Below are 14896 nucleotides of genomic sequence, written 5' to 3'. Positions count from 1 at the left end.
GGGCAAAAGAACAAAAAAAAAATTAAAGTTTTGTAAGGTACAAGTTAAATCCCGAAAACGTCTTTAGAATTCTGGGTTGTAATTGCTGCAATTTCTTCTGTAGAAACACCATATACATCGCTTAATTTATCGATAACGTTGACCAAATAACTGCTTTCGTTTCTTTTTCCTCTGTAAGGAATCGGAGCTAAATACGGCGAATCTGTCTCCAAAACGATGTGTTTTAAATCGATTTGATTTAAAAACTGATCGATTTTTCCGTTCTTAAAAGTAACAACGCCGCCAATTCCTAATTTCATTTTGTAGGAAATCGCACGTTCTGCTTGTTCTAAAGTTCCGGAAAAACAATGAAAAATCCCAAATAAATCTTCAGATTTTTCTTCTTCTAGCACTTCAAAGATTTCATCAAAAGCTTCTCTGCAATGAATTACAATGGGTAATTTATATTGTTTTGCTAACTGAATTTGTCTTTTAAAAGCGATTTGCTGTTCTTTTAAATGGGTTTTATCCCAATACAAATCGATCCCGATTTCGCCGACAGCATAGAATTTTCTTTTAGATAATTCTGCTTCTACATGCGCCAATTCTTCCAGATAATTATCTTTTACGTAGGTGGGATGCAAACCCATCATTAGAAATACATTTTCGGGATAGTTTTTCTCCAAATCGTACATAGACTGCGTAGCGGCGGCATCAATTGCTGGAATAAAAAAACGAGTAATTCCGGCATCAATTGCGCGCTGAATCATGGCGTCACGATCCTGATCAAATTCTTCAGAATATAAATGCGTGTGGGTATCGGTAATAATTGGTGTTGAATTCAAGACTATAATTTTAAAGCGCCAAAATTACGACAATAATAAAAGAATAGCAATTTCGTAAATGGGACACGGATAAAACGGATTTCACTTTCGTGAAAACGCTGATTTTAACTGATTTTCTCTTTTTTATAAATGCCTAAAAATAAAAAACCTTTGTCAAAGCTTGGAGCTTTGACAAAGGTCAGAATAATAATCACCTAATTTTTGTTATTCTGAAGAACAAAGGGCCTCACAAGAAGCGTCGAAAAGAAAACCCCCATTTTTTCTCTCGATCAGCTAGTGTGACCCCTCGTTCTTCAGTATGACAAACGAGGCTTTATTTTCCCGTTTCTATATATAGCAAAGCCCGTTCCAAAACTTCATCTTTGCCTTGTTGAATACCTAAAATTGTTGGTTTTACCTCAATATCGGGTACGATTCCTATACGTTGGGTTTCTCTTCCGTCTGGGTAGTAAACGCCAATACCAGAGAAATTAGTATGATAGCCACTAAAATCAAATTCAAAAACATTTCCGTCCGCTCCAGCAGTCTGACTTCCAATAATTGTGGTATTCCCAGCTGTTTGAAAACACATCGCCGTCCATTCTGACTGGCTTATAGAATCTTCATTAAGCAATACAATTACTTTTCCTTTGTAATTGTCTTTATTTTCAAATCCCGCTTTTCTTCCTTCTTCCCAAATATACTTTCCTGGATAATTTGGATATGGATAGGTATAAAGGCAAAATTCTTTTTCTTCAGAATTCAAAAAATTACCAATTTCTCCAAAAGTTCCATTTGGATAATTTCTAATATCAAAAACTATAGCTTTTGTCGATTTCAGAGCATCAATCATATTAGGAACATTTTTGGGTTTAATAACTCCCATGTTTACGTAACCAATATTATTGTCCAAAAGTTTAAATTTATCTTTCTTTATTTGTGCTCCTTTTTTATACTCATTTCGATGTGAATCGTGATAGTTAAACCAAGTCATTGACTTTGTTTCGTATTTTCCATCTTTCAGGAATTCTACATTTACCTTTTCAGATTCACTCACTAAAATTGTGCGCAGAACTTTATCCAGAAAAGCAACCTCGTTTGAAGCAGAAACAATATCTCTTTTCTCTTCAATAATTTCTCTAATGCTCTTATCGTTTATTTTAGTAATTACAGTTCCAATTTTAATATTGTCGACCTCTGCAAGACTATCTCCCAAAATCTCGGTAATTACTAATTTTTCATCTATTACTTTACCTGTTGCTGGAAAATAATAAAAACTCTTTTTTGCTGTTTCAGACGGGTAAATATGAAACTGGACATGAGTATCATTGAGTTTTGCAGCCGCTTTTCTCAATACTTTATAAAAATCTTCTGGTGTTTTGGATTCAACAACAGAAGGCAATAACTCATTTAAAGTTTTATCCCATCTCTGATCCATTATGTATTTGTATGGATAATAATATTCTACCACATTCCAATACGCATAAAACATTAAAAACTTTGAATTTTTATTAGTGTAATCAAGATTAAAATAGTTTTTTAAGTTTTTAAAACCGTCAAAACTTGGTCCAAATTCTTCATTACTTTGAAATCTATTTTCTTCGATAAATTTTAATTTTTTTGAGAGCCTTTTAGAAAACAATTTGTCATTGAACCAGCTTAGATCAAAGTTCTTATCAAAAAATTTAACCTCTTTTGGAGTAACAATTGGAGCAATTTCTTTTACTGGTCCCAAATCATCAATCCAATTTTCTAAGATTAAAGAGAACTCTTCTTTAGTTTGTGCTTTTTCTATTAATGGCAATTTCTCCAAAAGCTGATTATCCCAATTCAATTCTCCATTAGCCACTTTTGGATGATAATATTTTAAGAAACCCCAAATTTTGCAAGTCGCAGCCAACTTTTCAGTCTCGGTAATTTTATTGAAACTAAAAATGGTTTGCGAACAAATAAAAAGAAACAACAGGATAACTTTTTTCATTTTGGTTTTAATGGTTAGGTTAAATTGATTTTGGGCTATTCCTTAAAAAAGAAAATCGAATTTAGAACTAAAATTCCAAATTCGATTGAGGTTTTCCGTAAAGAGATAAAATTTTTCTTAATAATTAATTTTTATTCCAATTCTTCTAGCAGTTGTTCTACCTCATCATAGCCTTCATAGTCTTGCGAAATAGTCTGTAAAATGGCTTTGCATTCGTTATATTTTCCTTGTTTTAGCTTAGATAAAGCCAGATTCCACTTTGCTTTTTCTTTGTAAATAGAATTTCCAGCTTCCAATTCTTTAAAAATGGTTTCTGCTTTTACGTATTTGCTTACCTGCAATAATGAAACAGCATAAAAATATTTTATTTCGTCTGAATTGTTTTCTTTTAAAATCATTTCAAAAATCGGAATCGCGGTATCATATCTTTTTCCGTTAAAATTATTTTCTGCTTGTTTTAAAATTGCTTCAGAAACCCCTCTTTCTGTAAAATAAGCACTTTCTGGATGGTTATAATCTTCAAAATTAGGATAATGTCTATAATCGAAGAAAAACAATCCGAACATTACAATTATAGAAATTGCTACGGCAAAATACCAAGGTTTAAGCGACGCTGTTTTATGTTTCTTTTTATTGAAATATTTATCGGAAATTTTAGTCAGGTTTTCTTCAAAAGCAATTCTATCCTCTATTTCCAGTTTGTTTTCGTTTCCATAATGCTTTTGTTCTTCTTCAAATTTTTCTGTTTGAGCAATCAATTCGTGAGCAGATTCATTAACAGATACCACGTTTTCATAAATTGTCACATCCTTATGGGCAGAATTTTTCAGTTCGTTTAGCCAGCGTCTTTTACAGAGCAAGAAAAAATAGGCATCAAATGGACATGTTAGGTGAAGTTTTCCTGCTTTCGCCTGATTAAAAAGCAAAACCATGATTTCGTGAACCACATCCTGCGCTTGATCTTTGTCTCCAGAATTATTGGTTATAAACTGGACCACTTTGGGCGCAAACTTTTTATATATCATTTCAATTACTACCGAGTCATTTGCAGCAAGTCCGTCGATATATTTTTGATCAGGATGAATTGTATTTAGATCCATAAAAAAGCATTTTATAGCTAATTTAAAAAAAAGAATCCTAAAAATCTTAAAAAACAAAAGGTAACCACATTATAATCAACTGCATATAATCAAAAAAAACTTCATTAAAAAGCTAAAAAAAAGAAAGGAATAAAATGAGAAACGACCTACCGTATATTTCGGAACTCCTAAAAGGCTTGCAATTATATCTTTTGCATATCATTAGTTTTTTGGGTTTAATTGCTTTATTTTTGAGTTTCAATCAATACGTAGGAATGGAAAATCTTCACGAAATTCTCAAAATAGAGAAGTACAAAAAAATAAAGTTTAAAATAACCAAAACACAGCATTTACTAATTAAAGCTAAAATTAATGGCTATTCTGGAAATTTTATTTTAGATACAGGCGCATCAAATACTTGTGTAGGTTTTGAGTCTATTGAACGTTTTGAACTTGCTGCAAAAAATTCTAAAACAAAAGCTTCTGGAGCTGGCGGGACTGGAATGGCAACACAGATTTCGTCTCAAAATAAACTGCAATTAGGCAGCTGGAAAAGTAAAGATTTTAGCATTGTCATTTTTGATCTTTCGCATGTAAACGAAGCATTAGAATCGTACAAGGCAAAACCGGTTCACGGTATTATTGGTGCCGATGTTTTATTGCAAGGAAAAGCAATTATTGACTATTTTAACCATTATTTGTACCTTAAGTAGAAAAATTCCAAGTTCTAAATAAAAAAGTCTCCATTAAAATGAAGACTTTTTAGATTTATACTGTTTCTCGATTATTAATTTCTATTTTTGGAGTGACATGTTTTTTCAATGAAAAATAAGCAACAACTGTACTTAGCAACATTAAAACTCCTCCTAAAATAAAAGGCGCTCCAGCAAATTTAAACGGTGCATCATCGTGCGTGAAAAAGTAAAATGTATTGGCCATCATGGGCGGACCAATAATAGAAGAAGCACTCATTAAACTGGTTAAAGTTCCTTGAATTTCTCCTTGCTCGTTTGGTTCGACTTTACTTGCTACAACAGACTGTAATGCTGGCCCAGCAATTCCGCCAAGACAATACGGAATTAAAAACACAAACATCATCCAGCTTTCTGTTGCAAAAGCAAATAATAGCATTCCGATTGTATATAAAGCTAAACCGATGTAAATACTTTTCTCGTTTCCAATTTTCGGATTGATGTATCTAACCAATCCGCCTTGCACAACTCCTACCAAGAGACCGATTATTCCTAATGAGATTCCGATCATTCTTTCGTCCCAATTAAATTGATAAATGGTAAAGAAACTCCAATTGCTTTGTACGGCATGCGAACCTACATACAACAAAAATATTGCGGCAATTAAACCAATTAAAGTTGGGTATTTTCTCAAACCTAAAATAGCTCCAATTGGATTGGCACGTTTCCAATCAAAAGGTCTGCGGTTTTCTTTTTTAAGGGATTCTGGTAAAATAAAAAATCCATAAAGAAAGTTTACCATACATAAAATGGCTGCAGCATAAAAAGGAACTCGTGATCCGTATTGTCCTAAAAGCCCTCCAATAACTGGTCCGATGATAAATCCTAATCCGAAAGCAGCACCTACTAATCCAAAATTCTTAGCTCTATTTTCAGCAGTGCTAACATCGGCAATATAAGCCGAAGCGGTTGTAATACTCGCGCCAGTAACTCCAGCAATAATCCTTCCGATAAAAAGCCAGATAATGGTTGGCGAGAACGCCAGTAAAATATAATCTAAAGAAAATCCGAAAAGGGAAATTAAAATGATTGGTCTTCTTCCGAATTTATCACTTAAATTTCCAATTACAGGAGCAAATACAAATTGGGTTATCGCATACGCGAAAGTTAACCAGCCACCAATTTTTGCGGCTTCGCTGATGTCTCCATGAATCAATTCTTCGATTAATTTTGGTATTACAGGAATAATAATTCCCCATCCTGTAATGTCTATTAACATGGTTATGAAAATAAAACCAATAGCTGCTGACTTATCTTTTTGTAGCATAATTATTTTAGTAAGGTGATGCAAATAAACATATTTTTCAATTAACAAAAGGAAAATTCCAAATCTCAATGTTTAAATTCCAAAGTTCAAATTCCAAATTCCAATTTAATAAACGCAGATTTCTTTCAATCTGATCTTCTGCAATATTCATCATTTTTATTAACATAGACCGTGGTTTCAACCATGGGAGACGTATTATATACATGGTGTACCCGTGGTTGAAACCACGGGCTATATTTTAATATCCATAAAAAAAAATCCCAAATTCCTAATTGAAGGAACTTGGGATTTTAATGGGGAAATTCCAATTTCGGACTTTGGAATTTCTATTGAAAATCAAAACTATTAATGTGTATGTTTCGGATTAAAACCATCTTCGCTTAATTCTGTATGCTCATAATCGGCATGCATTTCAGCTTCGTAATCGATTTTTTCTCCTTTAGAGAACTTACGGATAATTTTCTCCATAATGTCGTAGATAACTGGTACAACAATCAAAGTAAGGAATAATGATGAAATCAAACCTCCAATGATTACCCATGCTAATCCGTTTTTCCATTCAGCTCCTGCTCCAGATGCTAATGCAATTGGGAACATACCAAACACCATCGCAATTGTTGTCATCAAGATCGGACGTAAACGAGCGTGGTTTGCTTGGATTAGGGCATTTCTAATTGATTCTCCCGCTGCTCTTCGCTGATTGGTATAATCGACAAGCATGATCGCATTCTTACACACCAGACCAATCAACATGATTACCCCTAAGATCGTAAAGATATTTAAAGTGTTGTTTGTTAATGCTAAGGCAAATAAAACTCCAATGAACGAAAGCGGAATAGCAAATAATACGACAAACGGGTGAACGAAACTATCATATAATCCAACCATTACAAGGTAAACCAAGATAATAGCTGCTAATAATGCGATTCCTAAAGTACCAAATCCTTCAGATTGGTTCTCTTGGTCACCACCCCAGATGTAGTTAACTCCAGTTGGTTTTTGCAATTTATCCAGTTTTGCTTGCCATTGCTGAACGATTGTTCCTGCTGGAACCCCAACGTTCTGACCTTGTACAGTTACAGAAGCTGTTTTATCTCTACGCTCTAATTTACTTGGTCCAGAACCTTCAGTAATTGTTGCGAATTGATTTAATTTAATTTGCTGACCAGCATTGTTGATGAAAATCAAATTACTAACATCTGTGATGTTTTTTCTATCAAATTCGTTGTATTTAATGTTGATGTCATATTCGTATTCACCAGCTCTAAATTTACCGTCTGTATTACCACTATAAGCTGTTTGCATAGTTAAACCAACCGTTTGAAGTGTTAATCCTAAAGCAGCCATTTTATCTCTGTCAACTTGAACGTTGATCTCAGGGTTTCCGTCCTCAACTGTTAATTTAATCTCAGTTGTTCCAGGAATAGTACGTAATTCAGCTTCAGCCATTTTTGCAAATTTCATCGCGCTTTCTACGTTTGGACCTGTTACAATCAAACCTAAAGTTGCATCCTCAGCAGTTCCTAAAATACCTACCGGAACCGTTTTTACTTTTGCACCAACTAAAACTTTTTCTAATTTACGTTTTACTTTTGCAGCGTATACGTTGGCGTCATCTGTACGATCTTTTTGCTCAATCATTTTAACGTCAATCTCAGCTTTATAAGCAGTTGCCTGAGCAGCTCCTAAACCTTCACTGGTTTGTCCTACAGTTGTAATTTGGCTGAAAACATATTTCTCTCCTTTTAAGAAAGCTTCTGCTTTTTGCGTCATAAAGTTAGTTTGCTCCAACGAAGCATCTTTTGGCATCTCAATTTGCACTAAGAACTCACCACTATCAGATGATGCGAAGAACTCTCCTCCAATATATCCACCTCCCATTAACCAGAAGATCGTACCAAAAAACAATACCAGAATAACTCCCATTGTTTTAATATAGTGATCTAAACACCAGTTTAACAAGTTAGATACCCAGTTAGTAAAACGAGTTAAGTAGCTTTCAAATCCTAAAATGATTTTTCCGAAAATGTTTTTACCTTCTATGTGTTCTAATTTTCCAAAACGAGAAGACAACCACGGAATAATAGTAAACGAAGCCAATAATGAGAACATCGTAGAGATAATTACCGTAACACAGAATTGTGTAATAATGTTCGATACTAATCCTGTACTCATTGCAATTGGCAAGAACACTACCACAATTACTAATGTAATCGAAGTTACCGTTGCACCAATTTCGGCAGTTCCATCATAAGCTGCACGGATTCGGCTTTTACCCATCTCCATGTGTCGATAAATATTCTCCAATACCACAATCGCGTCATCCACAAGAATACCAACAACAAGAGATAAACCAAGTAAAGACATTAAGTTAAGCGTATAACCTAATAAATAAATTCCGATAAATGTTGCAATCAAAGATGCTGGAATAGACACCATTACGATTAAGGAGTTTCTAATACTGTGCAAGAAGAACAACATTACGAAAGCTACCAGAATAACCGCAATTAATAAATCGTGTACAACAGAATCTGCTGCTTCAAGAGTAAAGACTGTACTGTCTTTTGCTACTTCCAATTTCAATTGAGCCGATTTATAATCGTTCTCTAAAGTCTTAATTGTCTTAATCAATTGCTCACTTACCGCAACGGCATTAGCATCTGACTGTTTTACAATTTGAAGTACAATCGCACTTTTTTGATCTACACGCGCAATTTTCTCCGCGATTTTTTGTGTATCCTGAACATCAGCAATATCTCCTAAACGAACTTGGATTCCGTCTTGTGAAGAAACTACTAAGTTTCTTAATTCATCTACGTTTTTATATTTACCCGCTAAACGAATTAATATTTTTTGGTTACGAGTTTGAATGTTACCCGTTGGGAAATCCAGATTCGAAGTTAAAATAGTCTGCTGCACCTGAGGAACTGAAAGTCCGTAACCTTGCATTTTTACTGCGTCAAGGTTTACTTGAATCTCACGCTCTTGACCACCAATAATGTTTACCTGAGCAACCCCTTGTACACGAGATAAAACTGGAGCAATCTTTTTATCGATCAAATCGTAAAACGCTGCTTCGTCCATTTTTCCATTCGCACCAAGCGTCATAATTGGTAAATCACTCAAAGAGAATTTAGTCAATGACGGTGGATCTGCATCGTCTGGAAGATCACTTAAAATGGCATTAATTTTACGCTGCGCATCGTTCATCGAAATATCAACATTTGCATTTGATGTCAATGTAATCGATACTACAGAAAGAGATTCATAAGATTTAGAATCAATTTTCTTGATATTTTCCAGAGACGCAATCGCATCTTCAATTTTCTTTGTTACTGTATTTTCAACCTCACTTGGAGAAGCTCCAGGATATACAGTTGAAACCGTAATAACGTTGGTTTCGAATTTTGGGATCAGCTCGTAGCCTAATTGGCTGTAGCTGAACAATCCACCAAGAGTCAGAATTGTAAACAATACAATTACCAACGACGGACGTTTTATGGATATTTCGGCTAATTTCATATATCTTATTTTTGGCTATAAGCTATATGCTGTAGGCTTTAGGCTTTTATTAAAGGCTTAAAGCTTATGGCTTAAGGCTTAGAGCGGTATAATTATTTAATAATTTCTACTGTATTTCCGTCTTGTAAGTTGATCTGACCTGTAACAATTACTACTTCTCCGTCATTTAAACCATTAATGATTTCAACTTTATCTCCTAAAATTCTTCCAGCTACAACTTTTTTCAATTTAGCAACATTGTTTTCTACAACAAAGATTTCGTTGCTGCTCACACTTCCAACAAAAGCATTTCTAGGAACCACTTTCAAGTTTTGTTTTTGGTTTTTAGCACCAAAGTTTGCCGTTCCATACATACCCGCTTTTAGGTCATTGTTCGCATTGTTTGTAATTTCAATTTCTACAGGGAAATTTAAAGACGCGTCTGCTTTTGCAGCGATGAAAGTAATTTTTCCACTAAACGATTTATCAGGATAAACACTTGCTGTAATGTCTACAGTCTGTCCTAATTTTAAACTAGCAACTTGCGTTTCGTTTACAGTAACAGCCAATTTTAATTTAGAAACATTTACAATATCAAATAAAGCAGTTGCAGGCATTCCAGCTAAAATAGAACCTGGTTCGATATATTTTTTATTGATGTATCCGTTAATTGGAGCTTTTACTCTTGTGTCTCCAACATTAATTTTAGCTTGAGTATAGTTAGATTGTGCATTAGTCAAAGCCAATTTTGCTTGATCTAATTGTTGTTTTGTAACACCGCCTGTTTTGAAAGCATTTTCATATCTAGCATAATCAGATTTTGCGTTTTGATATGCTGCTTCTGCTGCTTGAGCATTTACATTGATAACATCGCCTCTTACTGTTAAAAGAGTTTGTCCCACTCTTACATAGTCACCTTCTTTAACTAAAACACTAATTACTTTTCCAGATTTTTCAGCAGAAAAAGTCAATTCCTGAATCGGTGCGAAGTTTCCGTTTGCAGTAAAACCTAAGTTAACATCTTCTGTTTTAACTGTAGCTACTTTTACAGAAACTGCTGCATTTTTTTCTGCTACAATTGCAGTTTTCGCTTCGTTTTCTGTTTTGTTCTTATTTAGAATGTAGTTAATCCCGACAATAGCCACGACTATGATTACGATTGTTATAATTATTTTCTTCATTGTAATAATTTGTTATTTAGTAAGAGATTTTAGTTCGCCTTTCGATTTGATTAGAGATATTTCGGCAATTTTATAATTTAAAACTGCTCTTGTAAAATTATTTTGAGCTTCAAGTGATGCATTTTCTGCATCTAGCAAATCGGTTAAAGATGCTAAACCTTGAAGGTAATTGTTTTTAGTATTTCCTAAAATTTCTAACGCTAAACGCATGTTTTCTCTCTGATTCTCAATAGTCACAAGATTATTATTAATCTGCGTCATTGCATTTCTATAATCTAAATCAAGAGAAAGTTTAGTGTCTTTGATATCTTCTTGAAGAGATCTGATTTCAACATCAGCTTGTCTTACTCTAGAACGAGTTCCAAAACCTGTAAAAATCGGTACTCTCAAATTTAATCCGATTCCAGAGAAATCTGACCAGTATACTCCAGATGATGGTTTTGCAAACCAAGGAAATTCTGGACCTTGACCTATATAGTTATATCCAGCTGTCAATGAAAGAGTAGGATAATATTCTGCCTGAATTGCCTTTTTATTAAATACTAAAAGCTCTTCTTGTTTCTTTAAAAGCAGGTATTCTGTTCTGTTTTCAACATTTGGCTCTTCTGTTAAAGACGTTGGAACCACTTCAAATTCTTCTTTAGGCATCACAAATTGAGATTCGATAGGCATACCCATGTAGAATTTCAATGCATTTTCCTGCAGTTCAATTTGATTTTTAACTTGCTGACGATCTGTATCAATGTTAGACATTTTTACAATAATACGGTCTAAATCTATTTTTTTAGCCAACCCATTATCAAATTGTCCTTGCACAATATCACGAACCTTTTGAGTATTTACATAGTTACTGTCTAACAATATCAGTCTTTCACGCTGTACATAAACAGAATAGTAGTTATTTGCAACTCTTTCAATAACTTGTTCGTCTGTCAATTGACTATTAATCTGATAAAATTCACGTGTAGACTGTGCTGCTCTTAAACCTGTAAAAACCGCCTGATCAAATATTGCCTGAGTTAAAGAAACCCCAGCTGTTGATGTCCATTTCTGACCAAAAGCAGCTTGAATTGTCGTTCCTGGCTGTCCAAATCCCGCACCATCAATAACTGTTGTTTGAATGATAGGATTATAAGTTAAGTTACCATTTGCAGTTATTTGCGGTAATGCTCTCGAGCGTATTTCTTGAATTTTATATTCGCTGTTTTCGACCTGAAGTTTTGCCTTCTTAGCATCGGCTTTATTTTCAAGTGCATATGTAACAGCCTCTTTCAAGGTTAAGGTTTTGACTTGTGCGCCAGCAGTTATGCCTAGTGTACACAAAACTATAAGAAAGATTCTTTTCATAAGTAGTTACTATTTATTTTAAAAATTTGAGATGGCATCGTCATTTCCTCTTTTACAACTCTCCTAGAATAAAATGACGACAATTTGGATAATTAATTATTTATTTTTTTTAATTGCTTTTCTAATTCCTCTACTCCTTTTTCGGTTGCCATTGCACGAGTATGATACTCCAAGGCCTCCAACTCTATTCTTTGCGCTTCACTTTCAGAAACCGTATTTTCGTTTATATGAAAAACTAGAGTGTAATAAAACTTAACATATACCTCTACATTTAAATCACTTCTATATAGTCCTTCACGAATTCCTTTTTCGATATTTTCTCTAAAAAGCTGCGTACACTGATCAATTTCAAAAGACAAAATGTTTTGATAAATCTCTGGATAGTGTTTTTTCAACTGATAGATTGGCGAAGTGTCAATGTTGTTTTTAAACATATCACGAAACATTTCTCTAATCTCAAAATTCTCATGAATAGCGTTATAATTCTTTGCTATAATCGTGTCCATAATTTCATGCACTTGACCATGAACCAATGATGTGCTTTCCTCAATCAAAACTTCTTTGTTGCAGAAATATTTGTAAATCGTTTTTTTCGAAATACACATTTCACCTGCAATATCATCCATTGTAACACTTTTAAAACCAAGCTTTAAAAATAACTCGCTTGCTTTTGCTATAATCTTCTCTTTCATTTTAAATTCTCGAATTGCCTTACAAATATACTTTGGAAACTAAAATCAAAAAAATAGTTTCCGATATTTTTGTAATAATTTTACATTAATTTATTCTTTTAGTAAGATTTATATGCTAAATTCTAAATTTGCTATAAGTTTGATGTCTTTACCCAAAGCGGCGCCAGAAGAATGATTAAAAGAGCTAAAATCTAAACCAAAGTCTTCTCGTTTGATGTTTCCTTTAATTTCAAAAGCTACTTTCTTTTCTCCATTATAAATATTTTCTCCAAGAAATTCAGCATCCAATTCAACTACTCTTGTAATATCTTTTATGGTTAAATCTCCTTTGAAGAAATTGATATTCTGATTTACTTTTTGAAATGAAGTCGATTTGAAGCTAATAATTGGATGCTCATCTTCTTCAAAAAAGTCTTGAAGCTGTAAATAAGCATCTATAGATTGGAAACTTTCATTTTTGTTATTGATATCCAAAGAGAATTCAACCGAAGCATCTTCAATCTCATTATCTTCAATGTTTACATAACCATCAAATTTATTTGTGCTTCCACCCATATAAGCAGTTCTCGATCTTCTCATTTCTAATAAAACATCTGACTGACTAGAATCTAAGGTCCATTTTGTTTTCATAAATACTTGATTTAATTGAGTTTATAAATCATTCAAACTCTTATGGAAACTTTTACAGTGTTCTTAGTTTCCATTACAACGCTGCAAATATAGACAGGAAACTCTAAATACCAAAAAAGTTTCCAAGTTTTTTAGAAAAAATTTTAACATATTAGAAATGAGAATGATTAAGAACTCTTTCCAATTCTTTAAGAAGCTTTTAATCATTTCAATAATTGAAATTCATATTTGAATTGTATCTTTGAGCCTCGAAATCAGAATTCATTATGCACGATATAAGTCAGTACCAAGATTTTTTCATCAATTATCTTCAAAGCCAAAACATACATAAAGAGCCTAAAAATCTTTACGAGCCTATAGAATATATTTTAGGACTTGGCGGAAAACGCATCCGTCCTGTTTTAACTTTAATGGCCGCAGAGGTTTTTGATACTGATTATTCGATTGCGCTTCCGGCAGCAATGGCGGTGGAAGTTTTTCATAACTTTTCGCTGGTTCATGATGACATCATGGATGATGCGCCTTTGAGAAGAGGACAAGTTACCGTGCATGAAAAATGGGATTTAAATACTGGGATTCTTTCTGGAGATGCCATGCTTATTTTGGCTTATCAGTATTTTGAACAATATGAACCGACTGTTTTTAGAAATCTAGCCAAATTATTCAGCAAAACAGCGCTTGAAGTTTGCGAAGGACAGCAGTGGGATGTAGATTTTGAAACTCGTAAAGATGTTACGATTCCGCAATATCTTAAAATGATTGAATACAAAACAGCTGTTTTGGTTGCAGCTGCCATGAAAATGGGCGCAATTGTATCTAAAACTTCTGAAAAAGAAGCCGATTTAATTTATGATTTCGGATTGAATTTAGGATTGGCCTTCCAGCTTCAAGATGATTATTTGGATGCTTTTGGAGATCCTGAAACTTTTGGAAAACAAGTAGGAGGAGATATTATTGAAAATAAAAAAACGTATTTGTATCTAAAAGCATTAGAATTTTCTACTGACGAAAAAGCTTCAGAATTAGAAAAATTGTTTACGCTTCAGCTAGAAGATAATGTAGAAAAAATAGAAACTGCCAAAGCAATTTTTAATCAATCTGGAGCATCAAAAGCCACTCAGGAAGCAATTGAAATGTACACTTTTAAAGCTTTTGAAACATTAGAAAAAATGGAAATCAGCGGTGAAAAGAAAAACGTTTTGAGGACTTTCGGAGAAAATTTAATGGGACGTAAAGTTTAGTATTCAGAAAAAAATCTACAATCAGCAATCTAAAATCTAAAATCACATGTTTGTAGCACCCGTAAATACCGAATCATTATTAGCGCAAGCGCAGGCAGAGACTTTATATTTGAATCTTATTGAGCAGATTAATAAAGACTTCAATCTAGCCAACGAAGGAATCGATTTTCCGTTAAGCATTTCTCCAGATGAATTAAAGATTCAGCTTCACGAAAAAGTTTACCGAATGATTCAGTACAAATTTGCTGAATACTTAAACTTGCTGTACATTATTGACGTTCCCGAAAACGAAATCAAACAACTTGACGGTTCAGATTTGGTTATCCTAGCTGAACAAGTTGCTTTCTTGATTTTAAAAAGAGAATGGCAGAAGGTTTGGTTTCGAAATTATTATAAATAAGGTTCTGAGGTTCTGAGATGCT

12 protein-coding genes are annotated in these 14896 nt (G+C 33.6%); 3 read left to right on the top strand and 9 right to left on the bottom strand.

All coding sequences use genetic code 11. The annotated features are described in order from the left end of the window. Positions 1-44: 44 nt before the first annotated feature. From QLQ95_RS09660 to QLQ95_RS09650, 3 genes are all read right to left on the bottom strand, one after another. A complete protein-coding gene (locus QLQ95_RS09660; RefSeq protein ID WP_320494635.1) occupies positions 45-824 on the bottom strand; it encodes a TatD family hydrolase in 780 nt (259 codons plus the stop codon). Between the two features lie 313 nt (positions 825-1137). Further along, a complete protein-coding gene (locus tag QLQ95_RS09655; RefSeq protein ID WP_482503589.1) occupies positions 1138-2784 on the bottom strand; it encodes a S41 family peptidase in 1647 nt (548 codons plus the stop codon). A gap of 131 nt (positions 2785-2915) precedes the next feature. Beyond that, on the bottom strand, positions 2916-3884 hold the full coding sequence (locus QLQ95_RS09650; RefSeq protein WP_482503587.1) for a tetratricopeptide repeat protein: 969 nt from the start codon (positions 3882-3884) through the stop codon (positions 2916-2918). Between the two features lie 254 nt (positions 3885-4138). Here QLQ95_RS09650 and QLQ95_RS09645 point away from each other — a divergent pair, with 254 nt between their 5' ends. After that, positions 4139-4576 carry a retropepsin-like aspartic protease gene (locus QLQ95_RS09645; protein WP_095929782.1) on the top strand — a complete coding sequence of 146 codons (438 nt, stop codon included), beginning with the start codon at positions 4139-4141 and terminating at the stop codon, positions 4574-4576. A gap of 55 nt (positions 4577-4631) precedes the next feature. Here QLQ95_RS09645 and QLQ95_RS09640 read toward each other — a convergent pair whose 3' ends face one another. The 6 genes from QLQ95_RS09640 to QLQ95_RS09615 form a co-directional block, all read right to left on the bottom strand. Beyond that, on the bottom strand, positions 4632-5882 hold the full coding sequence (locus QLQ95_RS09640) for a TCR/Tet family MFS transporter (RefSeq protein WP_320494632.1): 1251 nt from the start codon (positions 5880-5882) through the stop codon (positions 4632-4634). Between the two features lie 345 nt (positions 5883-6227). After that, entirely contained in the window at positions 6228-9404 is a 3177-nt protein-coding gene (locus QLQ95_RS09635; protein ID WP_320494631.1) for an efflux RND transporter permease subunit, read from the bottom strand. A gap of 92 nt (positions 9405-9496) precedes the next feature. Continuing rightward, positions 9497-10564 (bottom strand): efflux RND transporter periplasmic adaptor subunit, encoded by a 1068-nt coding sequence (locus QLQ95_RS09630; RefSeq protein WP_320494630.1) that lies wholly within the window; start codon positions 10562-10564, stop codon positions 9497-9499. A 12-nt stretch (positions 10565-10576) separates the two neighbouring features. Next, entirely contained in the window at positions 10577-11911 is a 1335-nt protein-coding gene (locus QLQ95_RS09625) for a TolC family protein (protein WP_095929671.1), read from the bottom strand. A gap of 92 nt (positions 11912-12003) precedes the next feature. Then, entirely contained in the window at positions 12004-12603 is a 600-nt protein-coding gene (locus QLQ95_RS09620) for a TetR/AcrR family transcriptional regulator (RefSeq protein ID WP_095929670.1), read from the bottom strand. Between the two features lie 108 nt (positions 12604-12711). Beyond that, on the bottom strand, positions 12712-13233 hold the full coding sequence (locus QLQ95_RS09615; RefSeq protein WP_095929669.1) for a YceI family protein: 522 nt from the start codon (positions 13231-13233) through the stop codon (positions 12712-12714). Between the two features lie 266 nt (positions 13234-13499). Between QLQ95_RS09615 and QLQ95_RS09610 the strand changes: the two genes are divergently transcribed. Both QLQ95_RS09610 and QLQ95_RS09605 read left to right on the top strand, forming a co-directional pair. Then, positions 13500-14474: a polyprenyl synthetase family protein gene (locus tag QLQ95_RS09610; protein WP_482503584.1), complete on the top strand. Its 975-nt coding sequence runs from the start codon at positions 13500-13502 to the stop codon at positions 14472-14474. Between the two features lie 46 nt (positions 14475-14520). After that, positions 14521-14874: a hypothetical protein gene (locus QLQ95_RS09605; RefSeq protein WP_111286231.1), complete on the top strand. Its 354-nt coding sequence runs from the start codon at positions 14521-14523 to the stop codon at positions 14872-14874. Positions 14875-14896 lie beyond the last annotated feature (22 nt).

It is taken from the genome of Flavobacterium sp. B330r (assembly GCF_056824325.1).
The sequence above is the reverse complement of the archived record's forward strand: the minus strand, read 5'-3'. Positions and strand labels throughout refer to the sequence as shown.

Bases quoted from the DNA above. Each gene is read 5' to 3' on its own strand.
- QLQ95_RS09655 (WP_482503589.1), bottom strand. From the start codon at position 2,784: ATGAAAAAAGTTATCCTGTTGTTTCTTTTTATTTGTTCGCAAACCATT.
- QLQ95_RS09650 (WP_482503587.1), bottom strand. From the start codon at position 3,884: ATGGATCTAAATACAATTCATCCTGATCAAAAATATATCGACGGACTT.
- QLQ95_RS09645 (WP_095929782.1), top strand. From the start codon at position 4,139: ATGGAAAATCTTCACGAAATTCTCAAAATAGAGAAGTACAAAAAAATA.
- QLQ95_RS09640 (WP_320494632.1), bottom strand. From the start codon at position 5,882: ATGCTACAAAAAGATAAGTCAGCAGCTATTGGTTTTATTTTCATAACC.
- QLQ95_RS09635 (WP_320494631.1), bottom strand. From the start codon at position 9,404: ATGAAATTAGCCGAAATATCCATAAAACGTCCGTCGTTGGTAATTGTA.
- QLQ95_RS09630 (WP_320494630.1), bottom strand. From the start codon at position 10,564: ATGAAGAAAATAATTATAACAATCGTAATCATAGTCGTGGCTATTGTC.
- QLQ95_RS09625 (WP_095929671.1), bottom strand. From the start codon at position 11,911: ATGAAAAGAATCTTTCTTATAGTTTTGTGTACACTAGGCATAACTGCT.
- QLQ95_RS09620 (WP_095929670.1), bottom strand. From the start codon at position 12,603: ATGAAAGAGAAGATTATAGCAAAAGCAAGCGAGTTATTTTTAAAGCTT.
- QLQ95_RS09615 (WP_095929669.1), bottom strand. From the start codon at position 13,233: ATGAAAACAAAATGGACCTTAGATTCTAGTCAGTCAGATGTTTTATTA.
- QLQ95_RS09610 (WP_482503584.1), top strand. From the start codon at position 13,500: ATGCACGATATAAGTCAGTACCAAGATTTTTTCATCAATTATCTTCAA.
- QLQ95_RS09605 (WP_111286231.1), top strand. From the start codon at position 14,521: ATGTTTGTAGCACCCGTAAATACCGAATCATTATTAGCGCAAGCGCAG.